Raw genomic sequence first — 22603 nt, forward strand, 5'->3', positions numbered from 1 at the left:
CGAACCTCGAACCTCGAACCTCGAACCTCGAACCTCGAACCTCGAACCTCGAACCTCGAACCTCGAACCTCGAACCTCGAACCTCGAACCTCGAACCTCGAACCTCGAACCTCGAACCTCGAACCTCTATTCGTCCGCGGCAAACGCCAGCAGTACGTCGCCCTGGCCGACCGTGTCGCCGGCGGCGAAGTGGAAGCTTTCCACGTGGCCGTCGGCGGGGGCGGTCATGGTGTGCTCCATCTTCATGGCTTCCATGACCATCAGCGGCATGCCTTTCTCCACCCGGGCGCCGGCTTCCACCAGCAGTGCCACCACGGTGCCGTGCATGGGTGCGGTGAGGGTGGATTCGGCCTCGTGGTGGCCGTGGTCGATGGCATCGATGCGCCGCCAGAACAGCCGGGTCTCGCGCTGCGGGTCGACCATCACCACCACATTGTCGTCGCGACGTGTCTGGATCCGGCGGCGATGGCCGTCGAGGGTCACCCCCACGGCGTCGCCTTCCAGCGGCTCCAGGGTGGCGGCATAGGTGGCGGACAGGTCCTGGCCGTTCAGTGTCAGCTGCCAGGGCGAGCCTTGGCCCTCGCGCTTGCCTTCGACCACCGTCACGCTCTCGGCATCGTCGGTGTCTTGTGCTGGCCCTTGAGAAAGTTCGGGCGCGCACAGGGCGATGCGGATGGTGTGAGGGGCGTTCAGGCGGAAGCCGTCGTGGCGGTCCCAGGGCGAGTCGCTCTCGCACTCCCGGGCCAGCTGGTGCAGGCCGATCAGCGCCGCGGCGGCGTACTCCTCCGGGGCCACCCGGCGTTCGGCGAACAGCGTGTCCTCGTGGCGCTCGATGAAGCGGGTATCCAGCTTGGCGTCGCGGAAGTCCGGATGGGTGGCCAGGCGCTGCAGGAAGCCGCGGTTGGTGACCACGCCGCGCACGTCCAGGGCGGCCAGCGCACGGTTGAGGGTGGCCAGCGCCTGGGCGCGGTCGTCGCCATGCACGATCAGCTTGGCGAGCATGGGGTCGTAGTGCATGGAGACGACATCGCCGGTCTCCACGCCGCTGTCCAACCTTACACGCTTCGCTTCGAGGCCGGCGCCGTCGAGGTCCATGCCGAAGCAGTTCAGGGTGCCGGTGGCGGGCAGGAAGTCCTGCTCCGGGTCCTCGGCATAGAGACGCGCCTCGAAGCTGTGGCCGGTGATCGTCAGTTCATCCTGAGCGAGAGGCAGTCGCTCGCCCATGGCCACGCGTAGCTGCCACTCCACCAGGTCCTGGCCGGTGATCATCTCGGTGACCGGGTGCTCCACCTGCAGGCGGGTGTTCATCTCCATGAAGTAGAAAGAGCCATCCACGTCCAGGAGAAATTCCACCGTCCCGGCGCCCACGTAGCCGATCTCCCGAGCGGCGCGCACGGCGGCCTCGCCCATCTCGCGGCGCAGTTCTTCGGTCATGCCCGGGGCAGGGGCCTCCTCGAGCACCTTCTGGTGGCGGCGCTGCACGCTGCAGTCGCGCTCGAACAGGTAGACGCCGTTGCCGTGGGCGTCGCAAAACACCTGGACCTCGACGTGGCGCGGCTGCACCAGGTACTTCTCGATCAGCATGCGGTCGTCGCCGAAGGCGGACCGCGACTCGCGGCGGCAGCCGTCCAGGGCGGCCTGGAAGCCGTCTGAGGACTCGACCACGCGCATGCCCTTGCCGCCGCCGCCAGCGCTGGCCTTGAGCAGCACCGGATAGCCGATGCGATCGGCCTCGTTGCGCAGCAGGGCGTCGTCCTGGCCTTCGCCGTGGTAGCCGGGCACCAGGGGCACGCCGGCGTCATGCATGCGAGCCTTGGCGGCGGACTTGTCGCCCATGGCGGCGATGGCCGAGGCGGGCGGGCCGACGAAGGTGATACCGGCGGCGTCCAGGGCTTCGACGAAGGCACCGTTCTCGGAGAGGAAGCCGTAGCCGGGGTGTATGGCGCCGGCGCCGGTGCGCCGCGCGGCCTCGACCACGGCTTCCAGGTTCAGGTAGCTCTCGCGGGCGGCGGCCGGGCCCAGGCGCACGGCCTCGTCGGCCTCGCGCACGTGGCGGGCGTTGGCGTCGGCGTCGGAGTAGACCGCCACGGTGCGCAGGCCCATGCGGCGGGCGGTGCGCATCACGCGGCAGGCGATCTCGCCGCGGTTGGCGACCAGCAGGGTGTCGAAGCGCTGGGCGTCGGGGGAGGTCGTCCGGGTCATTTCTGGCGCTCCGTGTTCGATGGGTCGTCGGGGGCCCAGGCGGGGCGGCGTTTCTCGAAGAAACTGGCCAGGCCCTCCTGGCCCTCGTGGCTCACCCGCAGCTCGCTGATGATGCGGCAGGTGTGGTCGCGGGTGGCGTTGCTGTCGGGGTCGCGGGCCACCTCGGCGAGCAGCGCCTTGGTGGCGCGGCTGGCCTGAGGTGAGGTGGCGAGCAGGGTGTCGACCATGGCGTCGACGGCGGCGTCCAGCTCGTCCGGTGCCACCAGGCGATGGACCAGGCCCAGGCGCTCGGCGGTGGCGGCGTCCATGATCTCGGCGGTCAGGGCGTAGCGGCGCATCTGGCGGCTGCCGAGTGCGCGCTGCACGTAGGGGCTGATCACCGCCGGCGACAGGCCGATCCGCACCTCGGAGAGGCAGAACCTGGCCTTCTCGGAGGCGACGACCAGGTCGCAGCAGGCGGCCAGGCCCACGGCCCCGCCGAAGGTGGCACCCTGCACGCGGCACACGGTGGGGCAGGGCAGGGTGTCCAGGCCGTGCATCAGCGCCGAGAGCTCGCGGGAGTCCGCGAGGTTGTCCTCGAAGTCGTAGTCGACCATGCGCTTCATCCAGTTCAGGTCGGCGCCGGCCGAGAAACTCTTGCCCTCCGAGCCCAGCACCAGCACCCGCACCTCGCCGCGATGGGCGAGCTCACCGACACGGCGCAGGTGATCGTTGAGCTCGGCGATCAGGTGGTCGTCGAAGGCGTTGTGGACCTCCGGGCGCTCCAGCGTCAGCCAGGCGACCCCGCGGTCGTCGATATCGAGTCTTGAGAAGCTTGTCTGTGACATGGCAGACCTCTTTCGTTAGCTGAAAGCTGGAAGAGCGGCGCTTCGCGCCTGGCAGCTGGAAGAAGCGCCACTAACTTGCTTCCGGGGTGTGCGGTGGTGACTTCCAGCTTAGAGCTTCGAGCTTCCGGCTCCCTTGCGCAGCAAGGGGACTACATCCTGAACACGCCGAAGCGGGTTTCCTCGACCTCGGCGTTCATGGCGGCGGCCAGCGACAGCCCCAGCACATCGCGGGTCTGGGCCGGGTCGATGACGCCGTCGTCCCACAGCCTGGCGCTGGCATAGTAAGGGTGGCCCTGGTGCTCGTACTGGTCGCGGATCGGGCGCTTGAAGGTGGCCTCGTCCTCGGCGCTCCAGTCGTTGCCCTCGCGTTCGATCTGCTCGCGCTTGACCTGGGCCAGCACCCCGGCGGCCTGTTCGCCGCCCATCACCGAAATGCGCGCGTTGGGCCACATGAACAGCAGGTTGGGGTCATAGGCGCGGCCGCACATGCCGTAGTTGCCGGCGCCGAAGCTGCCGCCGATCAGCACGGTAAACTTGGGCACTTTGGCGCAGGCCACGGCGGTCACCAGCTTGGCACCGTGCTTGGCGATGCCTTCATGCTCGTACTTCGAGCCAACCATGAAACCGGTGATGTTCTGCAGGAACACCAGCGGGATCTTGCGCTGGGCACACAGCTCGATGAAGTGCGCGCCCTTGACCGCGCTCTCCGAGAACAGCACGCCGTTGTTGGCGACGATGCCCACCGGATGGCCGTGGATATGCGCGAAGCCGGTGACCAGGGTGTCGCCGTAGTAGCGCTTGAACTCGTCGAAGGCCGAGTCGTCGACGATGCGGGCGATCACCTCGCGTACCTCGAAGGGCTTCTTGAGGTCGGTGCCGACGATGCCGTAGAGCTCCTCGGGATCGAGGCGCGGCGGCTTGGGCTCGGCCATGGCCAACTGGCCACGCTTCTGCCAGTTGAGCCGCGCCACGCAGCGGCGGGCGAGCTGCAGGGCGTGGGCGTCGTTCTCGGCGTAGTGGTCGGCCACGCCGCTCTTCTTGGCGTGGACGTCGGCGCCGCCCAGGTCCTCGGCGCTGATCGACTCGCCGGTGGCGGCCTTCACCAGCGGCGGACCGCCGAGGAAGATGGTGCCCTGTTCCTTGACGATGATCGACTCGTCGGCCATGGCCGGCACGTAGGCGCCGCCGGCGGTGCAGGAGCCCATCACCACGGCGATCTGCGGGATGCCCTCGGCGGAGAGGTTGGCCTGGTTGTAGAAGATGCGCCCGAAGTGGTCGCGGTCCGGAAATACCTCATCCTGGCGGGGCAGGAAGGCGCCACCGGAGTCCACCAGGTAGAGGCAGGGCAGGCGATGCTTGCGGGCGATCTCCTGGGCGCGCAGGTGTTTCTTCACGCTCAGCGGGAAGTAGGTGCCGCCCTTGACCGTGGCGTCGTTGGCGACGATCACGCACTCCACGCCGGACACTCGGCCGATGCCGGTGACCACGCCGGCGGCGGGCACCGAGCTGTCGTAGACCTCATGGGCGGCCAGCGCCGAGAACTCGAGGAACGGCGAGCCCTCGTCGAGCAGGTGATCGATGCGGTCGCGCACGAACAGCTTGCCGCGGGACTCGTGGCGGATGCGGGCCTTGTCGCCGCCGCCCTGGGCGATGGCGGCGGTCAGCTCGCGCAGCTTGCCGACCTCGGCGCGCATCGCCGCATCGTTGGCCTGGAAGCCCTCGCTGCGGGGATTGATCTGGGACGTCAGAACGCTCATTTATCCCTCCGGGATAAAAGCTTGAAGCTTGAAGTCGGAAGCTTGAAGAAAAACCACTCAATCAGGGGCTTAAACTCTTCCAGCTTCACGCTTTCAGCTTCCAGCTTATTTTGATTCGTTAAACAGTTCGCGGCCGATCAGCATGCGCCGGATCTCGCTGGTGCCGGCGCCGATCTCGTAGAGCTTGGCGTCGCGCAGCAGTCGCCCGGTGGGGTACTCGTTGATGTAGCCGTTGCCGCCGAGCAGCTGGATGGCGTCCAGCGCCACCTGGGTGGCCTTCTCGGCGCAGTAGAGGATCACCCCGGCGGCGTCCTTGCGGGACGTCTGGCCGCGGTCGCAGGCGCCGGCCACGGCGTAGAGGTAGGCGCGGCAGGCGTTCAGGGTGGTGTACATGTCGGCGATCTTGCCCTGCACCAGCTGGAACTCGCCGATCGCCTGGTCGAACTGCTTGCGCTCGTGGATGTAGGGTACCACCACGTCCATGGCGGCCTGCATGATGCCGATGGGGCCGGCGGCCAGAACGGTACGCTCGAAGTCGAGCCCGCTCATCAGCACCCGTGCGCCCTTGTTGAGCTCGCCGAGCACGTTCTCCGCCGGCACCTCGCAGTCCTCGAACACCAGCTCGCAGGTGTTGGAGCCGCGCATACCCAGCTTGTCGAGCTTCTGGGCGGTGGAGAACCCGGGCATGCCCTTCTCGATGATGAAGGCGGTAATGCCCTTGGAGCCGGCGTCCGGGTCGGTCTTGGCATAGACCACCAGCACGTCGGCGTCTGGGCCGTTGGTGATCCACATCTTGTTGCCGTTGAGGATGAAGCGGTCGCCGTCCTGCCGGGCGCGCAGCTTCATGGACACCACGTCGGAGCCGGCGCCGGGCTCGGACATGGCCAGTGCGCCGACGTGCTCGCCGCTGATCAGTTTGGGCAGGTACTTGGCCTTCTGCTCGGCATTACCGTTGAGCTTGAGCTGGTTCACGCACAGGTTGGAGTGGGCGCCGTAGGAGAGCCCCACCGAAGCGCTGGCCCGGGAAATTTCCTCCATGGCGATGCAGTGGGCCAGATAGCCCATGCCGCTGCCGCCGTCTTCCTCGGGCACGGTGATGCCGAGCAGGCCCATGTCGCCGAACTTCTGCCACAGATCGTTGGGGAAGGCGTTCTGCTCGTCGATCTCGGCGGCGCGCTGGGCGATCTCGTCGCGGGCGAAGGCGTTGACGTGATCGCGCAGCATGTTGAGTTCGTCGGCCAGGCCGAAGTCGAGGGGCGCGTAGGGGGCGTGCATGGCGATCTCCCGTAGTGTGTCAGGTTGGCCGTTGAGGCGATGTGGCTAGCCTAGGATAGGTTTACGTTGACGTAAAGTGCAGCTTTTGAATGGCTAGACCAAGGTCGCAGCCACGGAGCCGTATGCCTTGAGCATAGAAGCAAGATGGGAGCAGCAAGAGGGCGAAAAGACATCAGTACGCCGTGGTGGGGGCAGGGCGGTGCCTGCGGGCCGCCACTATATCGTCACTCTTCGACCTGCACTCTTTACGAGGCGGGTTGATGATTGGGCGCCACCAGGCCGTGTCGGCGCATGCGGCGATAGACGGTGGGCCGCGAGACGCCCAATTCCCGTGCTACCCGGCTGACGTTCCAGGCCGAGCGTTGCAGCAGCTCGAGCAGTGCCTGGCCATCCTCCGACGCTGCGGGCTCGAGGGCGGGCGAGGTGTGAGTCGTGACCAGCAGGGACGGCGCGGCGCCGGCCTGACACTCCTCCGGGAGATCGTGCAGGGTGATCTCGTCGCGCTCGGCGGTGGCCATGGCGAAGGCGATGGCGTTCTTGAGCTGACGGACGTTGCCGGGCCAGGAGTAGGCCAGCAGGGCACTCACGGCGTCGGCCCGCAGGTGCCAGACCTGGCCGCGTTCCTCCTGCAAGGCGGCGTGCACGCAGCGAATCACGTGGTGACGGTCGGCGCGCTCGCGCAGGGCGGGTAGCCGCAGCTGGGCGCCGTTGAGTCGGTAGTAGAGGTCTTCGCGGAAGCGGCCGGCGGCGATCAGTTCGGCCATGTCGCGGTGGGTGGCGGTAACGACCCGGATATCGACCTTCACCGGCGTCTCGGCGCCGAGCGGCATCACCTCACGCTCGGCCAGCACCCGCAGCAGGCGGGTCTGCAGCGGTAGCGGCATGTCGCCGATCTCGTCGAGGAACAGGGTGCCGCCGTCGGCCTGCTGGATGAGCCCGCGCATGCCCTTGGCGCGCCCGCCGGTGAAGGCGCCGGGCAGGTAGCCGAACAGCTCGCTCTCGATCAGCGATTCGGGAATGGCGGCGCAGTTCACCGCCACGAAGGGCTTGTCGGCGCGCTTGCCGCTGTCGTGGAGGGCGCGGGCCAGTACTTCCTTGCCGGTGCCGGTCTCGCCGCTGATCAGCACGCTGACGTCCTCATGGCGCAGGCGGCGGGCCAGCTTGAGCACGCGGTGCATCGCCGGGTCGTCGGCGGCGAGCCGGTCCAGGGCCGGCACCGGCGTGGGGGCTTCCTCACGCGCGGCTCGGTCGGCCGGCGGGCGACCCCGCGGCTCGAGCAAGGTAACGAAGCAGGTGGTGTCGTTGGCCCGCGCTCGAAACGCACGGATCTGGTCCTCGCCCGAGCCGGGGATGCCCAGCAGGTCGCCGAGCTCGGCGTCGAACAGCTGGGTCGCTCCGGGACGCCAGTCCGCGGACCAGGGCGGCCAGCGGCGCAGGTGCTCGTCGATCAGGGCGCGCCCTCCGTGGTTGGCGGCGATCACGCTGCCGTCCTCCTCGATGGCGATCAGTCCGCGGCCGTTGAGGTGCACGAACTCCCGAGCGGTGTCGTAGCGCAGGATCAGGCAGTCCCGGTAGCGATGCAGGAAGTAGGCGTCCTCGATCATCCGCGCGTAGAGGTTGACCAGCGCCAGGGCGAAGGTCTGGCTCTCCTGGGAGCGCGGCGACTGCAAGGCGGAGATGTCCAGCACCGCCATCACCCGTCCCTGGGGATCGGTGATCGGCGCCGCCGTGCAGGTCAGGGCGATGTGAGTCGCGTCGAAGTGTTCGCTCTGGTGGCAGGTGATGGCCTGTCCGTCGTGGAGGCAGGTGCCCACGGCGCAGGTGCCGGCGTAGCGTTCGTCCCAGTCGGCGCCCAGGTAGAGGCCGGCTCGGCGCAGGGCGCGGTCCTGTTCGCCGTGGCCGCGAAAGGCCACGGTGATGCCGCGACGATCGGTGAGCAGCAGCACATAGCCGAGCTGGGCGACCTGGCCGAAGAGGCGGTCGACGCCGGCCCTGGCCACGTGCAGCAGTTCGTCCACCGGTTCCTGATGGTCGCGCAGCGCCTGTTGGGTCAGGACGCGCACCGGGCGCGGCCGGCCGGGGTCCAGTCGGTATTCGCCCAGGCAGCGTTGCCACGAGCGCTGAATCACGTCCCGATAGCCGAACGGTTCGGCGTCGCGGCCTTCGCCGAGTCGGATCAGGGTCTCGATGTGCTGGCGTTGCTCGGCGTGCAGAGCCACGTCTGCCTCCGTTGGGCCGCCTGGCCGGCGGCTCTTGTGATGATCGGGCGTGCTCTTGTCAGCCTATGCCGCCACGGACGGGAGTCAATCGATGTCGGCTTCGCCCTTGGTCGGGGCGTTACAGGTGTAACGCGGCCCGGAGGGGCGTACGGGTGACAGCTGTCACGTTGGGGGGATGCAGAGATGCTCTTGCCACGCTACTGGATGGTGAGGTCTTCATTGTTTTTCAGATAGTTGCGTGGCCAGGTTCGTGACCTTCCCGGGCTGGCACGGTTCCTGCTGGGCCTTGGCGTGTCATCCCGATGGCTCGTTGCCAGAGCCGATAGCAACAAAACAACAAGAGGATCACCGTCATGACGACACCCACGCCAACTCAACTGGCCCAGCAGTGGCTGGACGATTTCGCCGCCGCCCTCGAGCATCGCCATCTCGCGGGCGCCCTGACGCTGTTCGGCGAGGAATGCTACTGGCGGGACCTGGTCGCTTTCACCTGGAACCTCAAGACGCTGGAGGGCCAGGACGAGATCCGGGCCATGCTCGAGGCCACCCTGGATACCGTCCGGCCCGGCCGCTGGCACCTGGAGGGCGAGGCCACCGAGGCCGATGGCGTCATCGAGGCCTGGCTGGCCTTCGAGACCGCCGAGGCGAGGGGCAAGGGGCTGGTGCGCCTGAAGGACGGCAAGTGCTGGACGCTGCTGACCGCCATGCGCGAGCTCAAGGACTTCCCCGAGCCCCGCGGTGAGAACCGGCCCAAGGGCGCCGAGCACGGTGCCAACAAGCAGCGCGAGACCTGGCTCGAGGCGCGCCAGCGCGAGGAGGCCGAGCTGGGCTACGAGCGCCAGCCTTACTGCGTGATCATCGGTGGCGGGCAGGGCGGCATCGGGCTGGCCGCACGGCTGAAGCAGCTGAACGTGCCGACCATCGTGATCGAGAAGAATCCGCGGGCCGGCGATTCCTGGCGCAATCGCTACAAGTCGCTGTGTCTGCACGATCCCGTCTGGTACGACCACCTGCCGTACATTCCCTTCCCCGAGAACTGGCCGGTGTTCGCGCCGAAGGACAAGATCGGCGACTGGCTGGAGATGTACACCAAGGTGATGGAGCTCAACTACTGGAGCTCCACCGAGTGCGAAGGCGCCCGCTATGACGAGGCCAGCGGCGAGTGGGTGGTCGAGGTCAACCGCGACGGCGAGCGGATCACCCTGCGGCCGAAGCAGCTGGTCTTGGCAACCGGCATGTCCGGCATGCCCAACGTGCCCCAGTTCCCCGGTGCCGAGACCTTCGAGGGCGAGCAGCAGCACTCCAGCCAGCATCCCGGGCCGGACGCCTATCGCGGCAAGAAGGTCGTCGTGGTGGGTTCGAACAACTCCGCTCACGATATCTGCGCGGCGCTCTGGGAGCACGACGCCGACGTGACCATGCTGCAGCGCTCCTCCACCCATGTCGTGAAGTCCGACTCGCTGATGGAAGAAGCGCTTGGCCCGCTGTATTCCGAACAGGCGCTGCAGAACGGCATCGATCACGACAAGGCCGACCTGATCTTCGCTTCGATTCCCTACAAGGTGCTGCCGGACTTCCAGCGGCCGGCCTTCGACGCGATTCGCGAGCGTGATGCCGACTTCTACCGCAAACTCGAGGCGGCGGGCTTCCTGCTCGACTTCGGTGCGGACGACTCCGGGCTGTTCCTCAAGTACCTGCGGCGCGGTTCCGGTTACTACATCGACGTCGGGGCCTGCGACCTGGTCGCCAACGGCGACATCAAGCTGCGCAGCGGCGTCGGCATCGAATGCATCAATCCGCGCTCGGTGACGCTGACCGACGGCTCGGAGCTGCCCGCGGACCTGATCGTCTACGCCACCGGCTACGGCTCGATGAACGGCTGGGCGGCCCGCATCATTTCCCAGGAAGTCGCCGACCGGGTCGGCAAGTGCTGGGGGCTCGGCTCCGACACGCCCAAGGATCCGGGACCCTGGGAGGGCGAGCTGCGCAACATGTGGAAGCCCACCCAGCAGCAGGCGCTATGGTTCCACGGCGGCAACCTGCACCAGTCTCGCCACTACTCCCACTACCTGGCGCTGCAGCTCAAGGCGCGCCTGGAAGGCATTCCCACCCCCGTCTACGGCCTGCAGGAGGTCAATCACCTGAGTTGAATGCATCGCGAAGCCGGCCGCCGCGCGCCGGCTTCGCTTGCCCATCGACGTCATGTTTCCACGCTCTGTCGTCTAGGAAACCGTCATCGACGACACCGTGATGGATGAAGAGGAGCAACGCTCATGCAACTGACAGGCAAGACAGCACTGGTGACCGGCGGCGGTCGCGGTATCGGCCAGGGGATCGCCACGGCGCTGGCCAAGGCCGGCGCGAACGTGGCCGTCGCCGATCTGGAAGGCGACATCGCTCGTGACACGGCCGCCCGGGTGGAGGCGCTGGGGCGGCGCAGCATCGCCCTGCGAGTCGATGTCTCGGACCCGGCATCGGTGCAACGGCTGATCGAGGAGGCCGAGGACCGTCTTGGTCCGCTCGACATCGCCGTCAACAACGCCGGCATCATCGGTATCCATTCGATCGCCGAGCTGACGGCGGCTGAGTGGGATCGCGTCATGGCCGTCAATGCCAAGGGGGTGTTCTTGTGCACCCAAGCCGAGATCGCGGTCATGCGGCCGCGTCGATTCGGGCGCATCATCAACGTGGCCTCCATCGCCGGCAAGGTGGGGTTTCCCGACCTGTCGCACTACTCGGCCTCTAAGTTCGCGGTCATCGGCTTCACCAACGCCGTGGCCAAGGAAGTCGCGGCCGAGGGCGTGACGGTCAACGCCCTGTGCCCGGGCATCGTCGGCACTGGCATGTGGCGTGGCGAGGAAGGACTCTCCGGGCGCTGGCGCCAGGAAGGCGAGAGCGAACAGGCGTCCTGGGAGCGTCATCAGAAGACCCTGCTGCCCCAGGGCGTGGCCCAGACCCCCGAGGATATGGGGCAACTGGCGGTCTATCTGTCCTGTGCCGATCACGTGACCGGGCAGGCCATCGCCGTGGACGGTGGCTTCTCGCTCTAGAAAAAAGGGATGACGACGCGCCGGCCCGCTCCGTTTCGCCACGGGGCGGGCCGGCGTCGTGTCATTCGGCGGTGCTGGCTCGGGCATCAGGCTTGGCATTGGGAAAGAACAGCTGCTGCCCCTTCACCCGGAAGTCGGCGATGGCCTGCTGGCCGTCGTCGGAGAGCAGCCAGTCATGCCATTGCCGGGCCAGCTCGTGCTTGAGGTGGGGGGACTTGGATGCCGATAGCACCAGGCTGCCGTACTGGTTGAACAGCGCCGGATCGCCCTCGAACAGCAGATCGAGGTGCTGGCGGTTGTCGAAGGCGACCCAGGTGGCGCGGTCGGACATCACGTAGGCATCCATGCCGGCGGCGGTGTTCAGCGTCGCTCCCATGCCGCTGCCGAGCTCGCGATACCACTCGCCCTCGGGGGTGATGCCGGCGGCATCCCACAGGCGTAGCTCGGCACGGTTCGTGCCGCTGTCGTCGCCTCGGGAGGCGAAGGGCGCCCCGGCATCGTGTATGCGCGTCAACGCCTGGGTGACGCTCTCGGCGTGGCGGATGTCAGCTGGATCGTCGGCGGGGCCGATCAGCACGAAGTCGTTGACCATCACATCGGCGCGCTCGCTGGCATAGCCGTTGGCGACGAATTGCTCCTCGCCCTCGGTGTCGTGGACCAGCAGGCTGTCGGCGTCGCCGCGCCGGGCGATCTCGAAGGCCTGACCGGTGCCCGCGGCGACCACACGTACCTCGATGCCGCTGGCCGCGGTGAATAGGGGGATGATGGCGTCGAAGAGCCCGGAGTTCTGGGTGGAGGTGGTCGAGGCCAGGGTGATATAGGGCGTGTCGTCCTGGGCGTAGGCGGATGTCGTGATGCTCACCAGGCCGATGGCGGCGGCGGTGGTGAAGGACGCGATAGTGGCTGCGATGCGCATGGTGAGGCTCCTTCCGTGATGGTGTCTGCGGGATTGGCTAGCCGATCAGCTCCCCGCGCAGAAAGGCCGCCGCCTCGGGCGTGGCGGGGGCCGAGAAGAATCGCTCGGCGGGAGTCTTTTCGAGCAGGCGACCGCCGCACAGGAAGATCACCTCATCGGCCAGGCGGTGCGCCTGGTGGAGATCGTGGGTGCTCATCAGGATGCGCGTGCCGGTGCGATGAAAGTCGTTCACCGCCGCCTCGACGGCGCGGATGGCGGCCGGGTCCAGTGCCGCGGTCGGCTCGTCGAGGAACAGCATGTCCGGTGCCAGCAGCCAGGCCCGGGCCAGGGCCAGGCGCTGCTGCTCGCCGCCGGACAGCACCCGCGCGGGGCGCCGGGCAAGGTCGGCGAGGCCGAAGTGCGCCAGGGCGCCATCGGCCAGGAGACGCCTCAGCCGCCAGGGCGTGCCCTTGACGGCCAGCGCATGGAGCAGGTTGTCCCGGGCCGAGCGTTTGAGCAGCACCGGGCGCTGGAAGACCATCGCCTGACGGGGCGGCGGTCCTTCCCAGCGCACCTGGCCGCGGCTCGGCGTCAGCAGGCCGTGGGCCAGGCGCATCAACAGGCTCTTGCCGGCGCCGTTGGGGCCGAGTACCAGGGTTCGCCGGCAGCCCTCGAGGCGCAGCGAGACCTCGGCGAGCAGCGGCTGGCCGCGGTGCTCGAAACTCACGGCCTCGAATGAGAGCGTGGCGATCTCGGCGCGGGTGGCGGCCTGGAGCATGGTGTTCATCCGAGTCGCCTCCTGGCCGTCTCGCCGAGCAGGTGGGCCGCCGCGTTGACCAGCGCCACCAGCCCCAGCAGCACGATGCCGAGCCCCAGCGCCAGGGGCAGGTTGCCCTTGCTGGTCTCGAGCACGATGGCGGTGGTCATCACCCGGGTGACGCCATCGATGTTGCCGCCGACGATCATCACCGCGCCGACCTCGGCGCTGGCGCGGCCGAACCCGGCCAGCACCACGGTGAGCAGGCCGACCCGGGCGTCCCACAGCAGGGTGGGGATCATCCGTGCCCGGGACAGCCCCAGCGAGCGCAGCTGCTCATGGTACTCGTGATGCAGCTCCTCGACCTGCTGACGCGTCAGCGCGGCGATGATCGGCACCACCAGCATCACCTGGGCCACCACCATGGCGCCGGGAGTGAACAGCAGGCCGAGCTCGCCCAGCGGCCCGGCCCGCGACAGCAGCAGGTAGACCGCCAGCCCCGCGACCACCGGCGGCAGGCCCATCAGCGCGTTGAGGGCGACGACCAGCACGCCGCGCCCCGGGAAGCGCCATAGCGCCAGGGCCGCGCCAAGCGGCAGGGCGAACAGCGCGGCGATCATCACCGCGCTGAGTGACACCTGCAGCGACAGCCCGACGATGCCGAGCAGGGTCGGGTCCCGCTCGAGAATCAAGGCCAGCGCGGTAGCAAGCGCAGAGTCGTGCTGAGGCATGGCGCATTCCCGTGTCGATACCCGCAGCATGTGTCTTGGCTACGCTGACTGCAGGGAGTACTGAAAAATATGCAGCCAGGAACAGCAGAACGACGCTGAGGAAGCGCCGATGTCCCACCAGACGAGCGCGGACCATGACTACCTGACCACCGCCGAGGCGGCCGACTACCTGCGCCTCAAGCCGCGCAAGGTCTATGACCTGGTGCGTCAGGGGCAGATTCCCTGTACCCGAGCCACCGGCAAGCTGCTGTTTCCCCGCCAGAGCCTCGACCTGTGGTTGATGAGCCACCTGGAGGGTGACATGCCCGGGGCGCGTGTGGTGCCGGCGGTGCTTGCCGGCAGCCACGATCCGCTGCTGGAGTGGGCGCTGCGCGAGAGCGGCGCCGACCTGGCGACCCTGTGCCACGGCAGCGGCGATGGGGTGCGCCGGTTGCTGGCCGGCGAGGCCATGGTGGCCGGGCTGCACCTGGTCGATCCGTCCAGCGGGCGCTACAACCGCCCCGAGGCGCTGGGGCTTGCCGGCATGCGTGACCTGGTGATGGTGCGCTGGGCACGGCGGCGCCAGGGGCTGCTGCTGAAGCCGGGCAACCCGCTGGGCCTGGGGAGTATCAAGGATCTGGCCCGGCCCGGGGTGCGCCTGGCCCATCGCCAGGCGGGTGCCGGCGCCCAGCGGCTGCTGGCCTGGCTGCTGGCGCGGGCGGGCGTGTCGGCCGAGGCGCTTGCCTTGACCGCTCATCCCTCGCGCTCCGAGGACGACCTGGCGCTGGCCATCCGCCAGGGCGAGGCCGATGCCGGGCTCGGCGTGGAGGCCGCCGCACGACGCCAGGGTCTCGCCTTCGTGGCGCTGCACGATGAGGCCTTCGACCTGGCCCTGCGCCGGCGCAGCTACTTTGAGCCGCCGTTGCAGCGGTTACTGGCCTTCGCGCGCACGCCGCGCTTTCGGGCACAGGCCGAGGCCATGGGGGGCTATGACGTGAGTGAGCTGGGGGAGGTGGTGTACAACGCCTGATCGGGCGTCGACATTCTCGGTTAGACTGGGCGAGCCCGCAGGCGGCCCTTCTATGAGCTGATAACACTCCGAACCCGAGCAGATAACCCTGCCTGCCGTACCGATCCAGGAGCCCATATGACCGATTCGCTCGACTTCGCCAGCATGGCCCTGCAACGCCCCTCGGTGGAAGAGGGGCTCGCTGCCGAAGAAGCGCTGCTCGAGCGAGTGTGCCGTGGCGAGATGACGCTCGGCTGGCTGGCCTGGTCGCCCCAGGATCGCGCCTTGGTGATGCCCCGCCGCCACCAGCGCCTGGACGGCTTCGACGAGGCGCGGGAGCAGCTGGCCGAGAAAGGCTGGCCGCTGCTGTTCCGTTCCACCGGTGGCACCCCGGTGCCGCAGAGCGAGGCGGTGGTCAACGTGGCCCTGGCGTTACGCTGCGAGGTGGGCAGCTCCGCCGCGCATCTGGAGTGGGGCTATCGTCGCCTGGGCGACCCCTGGTGCGACTGGCTCAGCTGGCTGGGCGTAGCCAACGCCGATCTCGGCGCGGTGCCCGGCGCCTACTGCGATGGTCGCTTCAACGTGCGCATCGGTGGGCGCAAGCTGGTCGGCACCGCCCAGCGCTGGCGTCGGGTGCGCGGCAGCGGTGCCATGGCGCTGCTGGTCCACGGCGCTATGCAGGTGGGCAGCACGCCCGAGGCGCTGGTCGAGGTAGTCAATGCCTTCCAGGCCGCCGTCGACGATCCGCAACGCTTCAGCGGCGACAGCCATGTCGCCCTGCGCCAGGTCCTGCCCGACCAGGGCCTCGAGGCCGCGATCCCCGACCTGCTGGCGCGGCTGGTGCGCAGCGAGGACCCGTCCATGGCCTGACGCCATGGCGGCTGCGATCAGGCTGGCCGGTTCAGCTCGCCGGGGCCTCCGGAATCAGCGCCAGCAGGTCGGTGGTGCCGACGTCCTCACCGGCCTGCGACAGCAGGGTGGTCACCTGGCCGCGATGATGGGTCTGGTGGTTGAAGAAGTGCAAGAGCAGGCTGGAAAAGCGCCGGCTGGCCGCCACGCCCTTGACGTTGTGGTAATCCAGCACCCGGTCGAGGTCACTCTCCTCAAGGCCGTCGATCCAGTGGATGATGCGCTCATCCAGCCATATGCGATGGCCGTAGAGATCCTGAAAGTCGCGGAAGATCACTTCATCCAGGCGCGTCGGTGTCGTGAGCGTCGCTATCTCGCGGAGCGTGTCGACGCAGGCCGGGTGAGTCGCGAAGCGCTGGAGCCAGATGGTGTCGGCGACCACGATGTGGTTGAGGGTGCCGAGGATCGAGTCGAAGAAGGCGCCTCGGTCCCGGGCGAGTTCCTCTGGAGAAAGACGGCTTGCGGCATCGAATACCTTGACGTTCATCCACTGGTTGTAGGAAGCCAGCAGTTCAAGATGGCGCTTGAGGGTCATGGGGCCTGCTCTCCATCGGTGAGGGGGGCAACCAGGTACTCAAGATAGCTCCAATGTATCAGCCACCGGCCGTCGCGCGCGGCCGTGCGTTGGCGGTGTCAGGAAAGCAGAGCCGAGGCGTTGGGCATGGTGCATCACCGCGGCGGGGCATTCAGCAAGATCGGTCAGGATCGCCGGACGCCCCCGGGGCTATAGTGGCCGCGAATCGGGGGCAGGGGAATGCCATGAAGGACAGGGACATCAGGATCGCGGCCTATGCGGCGCGCTTCGACAGGGTGTTCGCCCATATCGACGAGCATCTGGGCGAACCCCTGACGGTGGAGCGCCTGAGCCGGGTGGCGAACTTCTCGAAGTACCACTTCCATCGCCAGTTCTCGCAGTACGCGGGGATCGGTGTGGCCCGCTACATCCAGCTGAGGCGGCTGCGTCGGGCGTCCTATCGACTGGCCTTCGAGGCCGAGACGTCGATCCTGGACATCGCGCTGGAGGCCGGTTTCGAGAACCCCGAGTCGTTTTCCCGTGCCTTCAAGAAGGCGTTCGGCCAGACCCCCTCCCGATTCCGCCGGGGCGCCGATTGGCGGCCCTGGACCCAGACCTGCCAATTACCCAGACCAGAAAGGAGACACCACATGGACGTCACACTCATCGATTTTCCGGATACCCGGGTAGCGGTGCTCGAACACCATGGAGACCCGGCGCTGATCAATGCCACGGCCCAGACCTTCATCGAATGGCGCAAGGCCACGGGCCTCTCGCCGGTGGCGACCGCTGAGACGCTCGGCATCGCCTACGACGACCCGGCGACCACGCCGGCGGAGCGGTTCCGCTTCGATCTGTGCGGCTCGGTGACGGCCCCGGTGCCGGCCAACGAGCATGGCGTCGTCAACAAGTGGATACCGGGGGGACGCTGCGCCGTGGTGCGGCATCGTGGCTCCCATGATCGCCTCGACGAGGCCGCCTACTACCTCTATCGGGAGTGGCTGCCGAACAGCGGCGAGGAGCTGCGTGACTTCCCTCTGTTCTTCCATTACCGCAACCTGATGCCGGAGACGCCGGAGCACGAACTGGTAACGGACGTCTGCCTGCCGCTGGTATAGCCGCTCGGACGGTGATTGGGCCCATGGCACGCCGTGGGCCTGCTAGAACTAAGAGACACGCCCCGCGATGCCGACAGGTGCGGGGGGCACCTGCCGACACGCGGTTTTCATTCTCCGGCCGTGCCTTCCGGCACGCCAGGGGAGGCCGCCATGAGCATTCCTTCCGCATCCCAGCCGGCCAGCGAGTACGTCGAGTTCTGGAACGACACCCTGGCCGACAAGTTCAATCGCTTTCAGGACATTCTGATGAATGGCCTGAGCTTCCACAGTCGCGTGCCCCTCGAGGATCTCGAGGTGGCGCCGGGCTCGCGCATCCTCGACGTGGGCTGTGGCTGGGGCGACACCGCCATCCAACTCGCCAGGATGACCGGTCCCGAGGGCCAGGTGCTGGGCATCGACTGCGTCGAGGCCTTCCTGGAGGACGCTCGGCGCCGCGCCGAGAACGCTGGTGTCACCAACGTGCGCTTCGAGGCCGCCGACGTGGAACGTTATTCCTTCGCGGCGGACTTCGACCTGTGCTTCTCGCGTTTCGGCATGATGTTCTTCGAGCATCCGGTGCCCGCCATGCGCAACATCTTCAAGGCCCTGAAGCCAGGAGGTGAGCTGATGTTCATCGTCTGGCGCGACATCGAGCACAACCCATGGCTGGGGCTGCCCAAGCAGGTGGTGCTCGACTTCCTGCCGCCCCCCGGGGAGGAGGCCCGGACCTGCGGCCCCGGTCCCTTTTCGATGGCCAATCCCGAGGTGGTGCGACAGCAGCTGGAAAGCGCCGGCTTCGTGGATATTGGCTTCGATCGCAACGACGGCCCGGTGGAGGTGGGCGACTCGGTCGAGAACGCCATGCGCTTCCAGCTCGCCCTGGGGCCGGCAGGGGAGGTGTTCCGCGAGGCTGGCGAAGAGGCCGAGCGCCAGCGTCCCGAGATCGAAGCGGCTCTGCGCCGCGCCCTGGCGCCCTTCGAGCAGGGCGGCAAGATCGTCATGGGCTCGAGTTCCTGGACCGTCGTCGCCCGCAAGCCCGATCAGCCCCGGGAATGAAACGGCCGGCATGACGCGGGTCGTCCCCTGTGGTGGGGACGACCCGTGGAATAACGGGTGACAGGGGCGGTGTCTGGTGAATTTTTTTCTATAAAATCGAATTTATTATCCGAAAACAGTCTCTTTTGTTCGCATTGGCAGAAAGTTAAACTGCTAACAAATAAAACGCGAAGCAGTTTGACACCCCGCACACGACGCCACAAGGAGGCTGACCATGAAAACCAAGCTGACTCTCTCCGCCCTGCTCATTGCCGCACTGCCGCTGGCCGCCCAGGCCGACAACGCCGCCGAGCGTGCCCTGCAACTGCATCAGGAGTCGCTGTCCACCCTGAGCCAGCAGGCCCCGAGCGCGGCACATGCCGTTGAAGCCAACCAGATCCAGGGCGGCAGTGCCGCCATGCAGCAGGCCCGCGCCGCCCTGCTGAACCATAGCACCGAGACTCGCTTCACGGCCTCCGACGACAGTCTGGCACCGGCCAAGGAAGCCACTACCTGAGCAAGGCCCTTTCAGCGATACGACGATGCCCCGCTTCGGCGGGGCATCGTCGTGTGGGAGGGAAAGACGCTGGCCTCAGCGCCCGCGCATGACCCTGACCACATCGCCCACCGTCGCCAGGGCGATCTCCGCCGGCGTCTTGCTGCCCAGGTCCAGGCCGATCGGCATGCGGATGCGCGCGAGCGCCGCCTCGTCGATGCCGCCGCTGCGACGCAGGCGTTCGGCGCGCTTCTCGGAGGTGCGCCGGGAGCCCATGACGCCGATGTAGAAGGCGTCGCCGCGTACGGCCTCGAGCATGGTCAGATCGTCCAGGCGCGGATCGTGGGTCAACGCCACCACCGCCGTCATGCGATGAGCGCCCTCGCGGCGCAGGAACTCGCTCGGCAGTTCGCGCCGGCAGTCGGCGTCGCCGGCCTCGAAGTCCTCCCAGGCCTCGGGGCGTGGATCGCACACCACCACCTCGAAGCCCAGCGCCTGAGCGAACTGCACGCAGTACTGGCTGACCGGCGAGATGCCGGCGACCAGTAGCCGCGCGGCGGGACCGATGCGAATACGGACCGACGCCTCGCCGCGTTCGACGCCCGGGCCCATGCCCTCGGCGAGCGCCCAGCGGCTGCGACCGTCGTCGAGATGGAGTCGTCGCTCCATCAACTGGCCGCCTTGCAGAGCCTCGGCGTAGGCATCGAGCTCGTCGGCGACTCTTGCATCGCGCGCCGTGACCGGCCAGCGCTCGACCAGCACCTCGAGACGCCCGTCGCAGGGCAGGCGCACCCGGCTGCCGCCCAGCGCATCGTCACCGTCGCCGTAGCTGACGACCTGGGCGGGGGCTCGGAAGTCCCCTGCCTGGAGCCGTGCCAGGAAATCTTCCTCCACGCAGCCGCCGGACAGCGATCCGACGTGGCGGCCGTCGGCCCGGGCGACCAGCAGGGCGCCGGGTTCGCGCGGCGCCGAGCCGAAGGTCGACAGCACCGTGCACCACCACAGGTCGTGACCGGCGGCGTGCCAGCGCCGCGCGGCCTCGACCACTTCCTTGTCCAGCGCTCGCACGATCAGGCCTTGAGCTGATTGCCGATCGGCAACCGGCGAAGGCGCTGGCCGGTGGCGGCGTGGATGGCGTTGGTGACCGCCGGGGCGAGCGGCGGCACGCCGGGCTCGCCGACCCCGGTCGGCGCCTCGGCCGATGGCACGATGTGCACCTCGATCTCGGGCATCTCGTTGAGCCGCAGCACCTGGAAATCATGGAAGTTGGACTGCTTCACCTGACCGTCCTCGAGGGTCAGCTCGCTGTGCAGCGCCGCCGCCAGGGCGAAGCCGATGCCGCCTTCCATCTGGGCGCGGATCATGTCCGGATTGACGGCCACTCCGCAGTCCACGGCGCACACTACCCGGTCGACCTTGAGCTTGCCGTCACCGTCCACCGAGACCTCGGCGACCTGGGCGACGTAGCTGCTGAACGACTCGTGGACGGCGATGCCGCGGCCGCGTTTCACGCCGTCGGCGCCTGCCTCGAGCGGCGTCGACCAGCCGGCCTTCTCGGCCGCGAGATCGAGCACGCCGCGCCAGCGCGGGTTTTCGCCGAGCCGCTCGCGGCGATACTGGTAGGGATCCTGGCCCGCCGCCACGGCGGCCTCGTCGATCAGGCTCTCGGTGGAGAAGGCGGTGTGGGTGTGGCCCACGGAGCGCCACCACTGCACCGGCACGCCGATGTCCTTCGGCGTATGCAGCTCGACGTTGAGCGCCGGCACGGCGTAGGCCAGATCGGCGGCCCCTTCCACGGAGGTGGGGTCGATGCCGTCCTTGACCATCATCGATTCCATCGGCGTGCCGGTCATGATCGACTGGCCGACCAGGCGCTGGTGCCAGGCGGTCAGGTTGCCGTCGGCGTCCAGGGCCAGGCGGGCACGATGATAGTTGAACGGACGATAGTGGCCGCCGCGGGTGTCGTCCTCGCGGGTCCAGACCATCTTGACCGGCGCGTCGTTGCCCTGGTCGCGGGCGGCCTTGGCGATCGCCACGGCTTCCAGCACGTAGTCGCTGATCGGGTTGGCGCGCCTGCCGAAGCTGCCGCCGGCATAGAGCTGGTGAATGATGACCTTTTCAGGCGACAGGCCGAGCAGCTGCGCCACCTGCTGCTGGTCCATGGTCTGCCACTGCTCGCCGTTGTGGATGGCGCAGCGATCGTCGCCGAGTTCCACCACGCAGTTGAGCGGCTCCATGGCCGCATGGGCCAGGTAGGGCACCACATAGTCGGCCTCGATCACCTGGTCCGCGGCCTCCAGCGCCGAGGCGGCGTCGCCGCGATCGGTGACCGTCTCGCCGGGCTTGCCGGCTCGCTCGCGGTAATCTGCCTCGAGGGCCTCGCTGCCCATGGTGAAGGCGTCGCTGTCGTCCCACTCCAGCGTCAGGGCGTCGCGTCCCTGGATGGCGGCCCAGGTGTTGCTCGCCAGCACGGCGACCAGGTCACCGCCGCGGGTCGGCGAAGGGAAGCGTACGCTGGCGACCACGCCAGGCACCTTGAGCGCCTCGGCGTCGTCGACGCTGGCCAGTCGGCTGCCGAAGCGCGGCGGATGCGCCGGCACGGCGATCAGCATGCCATCGAGCTGGACGTCCTGGGTGAATCGCGCACTGCCGTCGGTCTTGGCCGGGCTGTCCTGGCGCATTAGGCGCTGCTTGCCGATCAGCGTGAACTGCTCGGGGGATTTCAGCGTGACCTCGTCGGGTACCGGGAGGTCGGCGGCGGCCTCGGCCAGCTCGCCGAAGCCGAGCTCGCGGCCCGAGCCTTCGTGAACGACCTTGCTCTGGCTGACGCTCAGGCTGTTCGCGGGGACGTCGAGCCGCTCGGCGGCGGCCGCCACCAGCATGGCGCGCGCCGTGGCGCCGGCCTTGCGCATCTGTTCGAAGGAGTTGGCGATCGAGGTGCTGCCGCCGGTGCCTTGAATGCCGAACATCAGGTTCTGGTAGCGTTGGGTGTCGGCCGGGGCACCCTCGACGCGGACCCTCTGCCAGTCGGCGTCCAGCTCCTCGGCGACCAGGGTCGCCAGGCCGGTGTAGGTGCCCTGGCCCATCTCGATGTGCTTGGCGATCACCACCACCTCGCCCTCCGGCGTGACGCGCACGAAGGCGTTGGGGGCGAACTCGCCGTTGTCGCCGGCCGCCCGGGCGCTGCCTTTGCTGCCCAGCAGGGGCGCCATGTAGAGCCCCAGGGCGAGCCCGGCGGAGCCCTTCATGAAACCGCGGCGGCTGACGTTGACCGTGGACAGCGCGGCCGCGGCCCGGGACTGTGCTTGCTGCTTCAAGACATGCATCAGGACACCTCCTGGCCGAGCGATGCCGCCGCCTGATGGATGGCGGCGCGTATCCGTACATAGGTGGCGCAGCGACAGATGTTGCCGCTCATGGCGCCGTCGATGGCGCTGTCGTCCGGCGCCGGGTTGCCCTGTAGCAGCGCGGTGGCCGACATGATCTGGCCGGACTGGCAGTAGCCGCACTGGACCACGTCGAGCTCGCGCCAGGCCTGCTGCACGCTGGCCCCGGTCGGGTCGTCGGCGATCGCCTCGATGGTGGTGATCTCACGATCACCCACGGCGGAGAGCGGGGTGATGCAGCTGCGGGTGGCCTGGCCGTCCAGGTGCACGGTACAGGCGCCGCACAGCCCGCGGCCGCAGCCGTACTTGGTGCCGGTGAAGCCGACGAGGTCGCGGATGGCCCACAGCAAGGGCATGTCGTTCGGGGCGTCGACCTCGTGGGTCTGCCCATTGATGGTCAGGGTCGTCACGGTCGTTCTCCTTGTGTTGTTGGGCGCTCACTCGGGGCAGTGTAGCCGCCACCTC

At 68.2% G+C, this 22603-nt stretch carries 19 protein-coding genes; 7 read left to right on the forward strand and 12 right to left on the reverse strand.

Features of this window, described 5'->3' with window-relative positions; all coding sequences use genetic code 11:
• Positions 1-126 precede the first annotated feature (126 nt).
• The 5 genes from ACGTN6_RS10515 to ACGTN6_RS10535 all read right to left on the reverse strand — a co-directional run bounded on the left by ACGTN6_RS10515 (position 127) and on the right by ACGTN6_RS10535 (position 8280).
• Complete coding sequence (locus ACGTN6_RS10515) at positions 127-2202, reverse strand: acetyl/propionyl/methylcrotonyl-CoA carboxylase subunit alpha (protein WP_394591456.1); 2076 nt, start codon at positions 2200-2202, stop codon at positions 127-129.
• Entirely contained in the window at positions 2199-3029 is an 831-nt protein-coding gene (locus ACGTN6_RS10520) for an enoyl-CoA hydratase-related protein (RefSeq protein ID WP_394591457.1), read from the reverse strand. The genes ACGTN6_RS10515 and ACGTN6_RS10520 overlap by 4 nt, the downstream gene beginning before the upstream one ends.
• Positions 3030-3178: 149 nt before the next feature.
• Positions 3179-4786, reverse strand: coding sequence for a carboxyl transferase domain-containing protein (locus ACGTN6_RS10525; protein WP_394591458.1), 1608 nt, complete (start codon positions 4784-4786; stop codon positions 3179-3181).
• A gap of 105 nt (positions 4787-4891) precedes the next feature.
• Positions 4892-6061: an isovaleryl-CoA dehydrogenase gene (locus ACGTN6_RS10530; protein ID WP_394591459.1), complete on the reverse strand. Its 1170-nt coding sequence runs from the start codon at positions 6059-6061 to the stop codon at positions 4892-4894.
• A 245-nt stretch (positions 6062-6306) separates the two neighbouring features.
• Positions 6307-8280: a sigma-54-dependent Fis family transcriptional regulator gene (locus ACGTN6_RS10535; RefSeq protein WP_394591460.1), complete on the reverse strand. Its 1974-nt coding sequence runs from the start codon at positions 8278-8280 to the stop codon at positions 6307-6309.
• Positions 8281-8633: 353 nt separating this feature from the next.
• Here ACGTN6_RS10535 and ACGTN6_RS10540 point away from each other — a divergent pair, with 353 nt between their 5' ends.
• Together ACGTN6_RS10540 and ACGTN6_RS10545 are read left to right on the forward strand one after the other, a co-directional pair.
• On the forward strand, positions 8634-10430 hold the full coding sequence (locus ACGTN6_RS10540; protein ID WP_394591461.1) for an NAD(P)/FAD-dependent oxidoreductase: 1797 nt from the start codon (positions 8634-8636) through the stop codon (positions 10428-10430).
• 123 nt (positions 10431-10553) lie between these two features.
• A complete protein-coding gene (locus tag ACGTN6_RS10545; protein ID WP_394591462.1) occupies positions 10554-11330 on the forward strand; it encodes an SDR family NAD(P)-dependent oxidoreductase in 777 nt (258 codons plus the stop codon).
• A 61-nt stretch (positions 11331-11391) separates the two neighbouring features.
• On the opposite strand, the gene ACGTN6_RS10550 is transcribed toward ACGTN6_RS10545, so the two are convergent.
• The 3 genes from ACGTN6_RS10550 to ACGTN6_RS10560 are packed head-to-tail and all read right to left on the reverse strand — an operon-like array spanning position 11392 to position 13713.
• Positions 11392-12246 (reverse strand): ABC transporter substrate-binding protein, encoded by an 855-nt coding sequence (locus ACGTN6_RS10550; protein ID WP_394591463.1) that lies wholly within the window; start codon positions 12244-12246, stop codon positions 11392-11394.
• A 37-nt stretch (positions 12247-12283) separates the two neighbouring features.
• Entirely contained in the window at positions 12284-13012 is a 729-nt protein-coding gene (locus ACGTN6_RS10555; protein ID WP_394591464.1) for an ATP-binding cassette domain-containing protein, read from the reverse strand.
• Positions 13009-13713 carry an ABC transporter permease gene (locus ACGTN6_RS10560; RefSeq protein WP_394591465.1) on the reverse strand — a complete coding sequence of 235 codons (705 nt, stop codon included), beginning with the start codon at positions 13711-13713 and terminating at the stop codon, positions 13009-13011. The genes ACGTN6_RS10555 and ACGTN6_RS10560 overlap by 4 nt, the downstream gene beginning before the upstream one ends.
• 109 nt (positions 13714-13822) lie before the next feature.
• On the opposite strand from ACGTN6_RS10560, the gene ACGTN6_RS10565 reads away from it, so the two are divergent.
• Both ACGTN6_RS10565 and ACGTN6_RS10570 read left to right on the forward strand, forming a co-directional pair.
• The gene (locus tag ACGTN6_RS10565) at positions 13823-14722 is read left to right on the forward strand and encodes a substrate-binding domain-containing protein (RefSeq protein WP_394591467.1); all 900 of its coding nucleotides are present in this window, start codon (positions 13823-13825) and stop codon (positions 14720-14722) included.
• 117 nt (positions 14723-14839) lie between these two features.
• The gene (locus ACGTN6_RS10570) at positions 14840-15571 is read left to right on the forward strand and encodes a lipoate--protein ligase family protein (RefSeq protein ID WP_394591468.1); all 732 of its coding nucleotides are present in this window, start codon (positions 14840-14842) and stop codon (positions 15569-15571) included.
• Between the two features lie 31 nt (positions 15572-15602).
• Here ACGTN6_RS10570 and ACGTN6_RS10575 read toward each other — a convergent pair whose 3' ends face one another.
• Positions 15603-16145: a DinB family protein gene (locus ACGTN6_RS10575; protein WP_394591469.1), complete on the reverse strand. Its 543-nt coding sequence runs from the start codon at positions 16143-16145 to the stop codon at positions 15603-15605.
• Positions 16146-16369: 224 nt separating this feature from the next.
• On the opposite strand from ACGTN6_RS10575, the gene ACGTN6_RS10580 reads away from it, so the two are divergent.
• The 3 genes from ACGTN6_RS10580 (at position 16370) to ACGTN6_RS10590 (ending at position 18773) form a co-directional block, all read left to right on the forward strand.
• Entirely contained in the window at positions 16370-17242 is an 873-nt protein-coding gene (locus ACGTN6_RS10580) for an AraC family transcriptional regulator (RefSeq protein WP_394591470.1), read from the forward strand.
• Positions 17243-17392: 150 nt separating this feature from the next.
• Complete coding sequence (locus ACGTN6_RS10585) at positions 17393-18277, forward strand: class I SAM-dependent methyltransferase (protein WP_394591472.1); 885 nt, start codon at positions 17393-17395, stop codon at positions 18275-18277.
• Positions 18278-18491: 214 nt separating this feature from the next.
• Entirely contained in the window at positions 18492-18773 is a 282-nt protein-coding gene (locus tag ACGTN6_RS10590; RefSeq protein WP_394591473.1) for a hypothetical protein, read from the forward strand.
• 75 nt (positions 18774-18848) lie between these two features.
• On the opposite strand, the gene ACGTN6_RS10595 is transcribed toward ACGTN6_RS10590, so the two are convergent.
• The 3 genes from ACGTN6_RS10595 to ACGTN6_RS10605 are packed head-to-tail and all read right to left on the reverse strand — an operon-like array spanning position 18849 to position 22548.
• On the reverse strand, positions 18849-19820 hold the full coding sequence (locus tag ACGTN6_RS10595) for an XdhC family protein (RefSeq protein WP_394591474.1): 972 nt from the start codon (positions 19818-19820) through the stop codon (positions 18849-18851).
• A gap of 2 nt (positions 19821-19822) precedes the next feature.
• Positions 19823-22078 carry a xanthine dehydrogenase family protein molybdopterin-binding subunit gene (locus ACGTN6_RS10600; protein WP_394591475.1) on the reverse strand — a complete coding sequence of 752 codons (2256 nt, stop codon included), beginning with the start codon at positions 22076-22078 and terminating at the stop codon, positions 19823-19825.
• Complete coding sequence (locus ACGTN6_RS10605) at positions 22078-22548, reverse strand: (2Fe-2S)-binding protein (RefSeq protein ID WP_394591476.1); 471 nt, start codon at positions 22546-22548, stop codon at positions 22078-22080. Before ACGTN6_RS10605 ends, ACGTN6_RS10600 begins: the two co-directional genes overlap by 1 nt.
• Positions 22549-22603 lie beyond the last annotated feature (55 nt).

The sequence above is a fragment of the Halomonas sp. B23F22_20 genome, assembly GCF_043496985.1.
GTDB lineage: Bacteria > Pseudomonadota > Gammaproteobacteria > Pseudomonadales > Halomonadaceae > Halomonas.

Excerpts from the sequence above, each read along its gene's own strand:
- ACGTN6_RS10515 (WP_394591456.1), bottom strand. The coding sequence starts at position 2,202 with ATGACCCGGACGACCTCCCCCGACGCCCAGCGCTTCGACACCCTGCTG.
- ACGTN6_RS10520 (WP_394591457.1), bottom strand. The coding sequence starts at position 3,029 with ATGTCACAGACAAGCTTCTCAAGACTCGATATCGACGACCGCGGGGTC.
- ACGTN6_RS10525 (WP_394591458.1), bottom strand. The coding sequence starts at position 4,786 with ATGAGCGTTCTGACGTCCCAGATCAATCCCCGCAGCGAGGGCTTCCAG.
- ACGTN6_RS10530 (WP_394591459.1), bottom strand. The coding sequence starts at position 6,061 with ATGCACGCCCCCTACGCGCCCCTCGACTTCGGCCTGGCCGACGAACTC.
- ACGTN6_RS10540 (WP_394591461.1), top strand. The coding sequence starts at position 8,634 with ATGACGACACCCACGCCAACTCAACTGGCCCAGCAGTGGCTGGACGAT.
- ACGTN6_RS10545 (WP_394591462.1), top strand. The coding sequence starts at position 10,554 with ATGCAACTGACAGGCAAGACAGCACTGGTGACCGGCGGCGGTCGCGGT.
- ACGTN6_RS10550 (WP_394591463.1), bottom strand. The coding sequence starts at position 12,246 with ATGCGCATCGCAGCCACTATCGCGTCCTTCACCACCGCCGCCGCCATC.
- ACGTN6_RS10555 (WP_394591464.1), bottom strand. The coding sequence starts at position 13,012 with ATGAACACCATGCTCCAGGCCGCCACCCGCGCCGAGATCGCCACGCTC.
- ACGTN6_RS10560 (WP_394591465.1), bottom strand. The coding sequence starts at position 13,713 with ATGCCTCAGCACGACTCTGCGCTTGCTACCGCGCTGGCCTTGATTCTC.
- ACGTN6_RS10565 (WP_394591467.1), top strand. The coding sequence starts at position 13,823 with ATGTCCCACCAGACGAGCGCGGACCATGACTACCTGACCACCGCCGAG.
- ACGTN6_RS10570 (WP_394591468.1), top strand. The coding sequence starts at position 14,840 with ATGACCGATTCGCTCGACTTCGCCAGCATGGCCCTGCAACGCCCCTCG.
- ACGTN6_RS10575 (WP_394591469.1), bottom strand. The coding sequence starts at position 16,145 with ATGACCCTCAAGCGCCATCTTGAACTGCTGGCTTCCTACAACCAGTGG.
- ACGTN6_RS10580 (WP_394591470.1), top strand. The coding sequence starts at position 16,370 with ATGAAGGACAGGGACATCAGGATCGCGGCCTATGCGGCGCGCTTCGAC.
- ACGTN6_RS10585 (WP_394591472.1), top strand. The coding sequence starts at position 17,393 with ATGAGCATTCCTTCCGCATCCCAGCCGGCCAGCGAGTACGTCGAGTTC.
- ACGTN6_RS10590 (WP_394591473.1), top strand. The coding sequence starts at position 18,492 with ATGAAAACCAAGCTGACTCTCTCCGCCCTGCTCATTGCCGCACTGCCG.
- ACGTN6_RS10600 (WP_394591475.1), bottom strand. The coding sequence starts at position 22,078 with ATGCATGTCTTGAAGCAGCAAGCACAGTCCCGGGCCGCGGCCGCGCTG.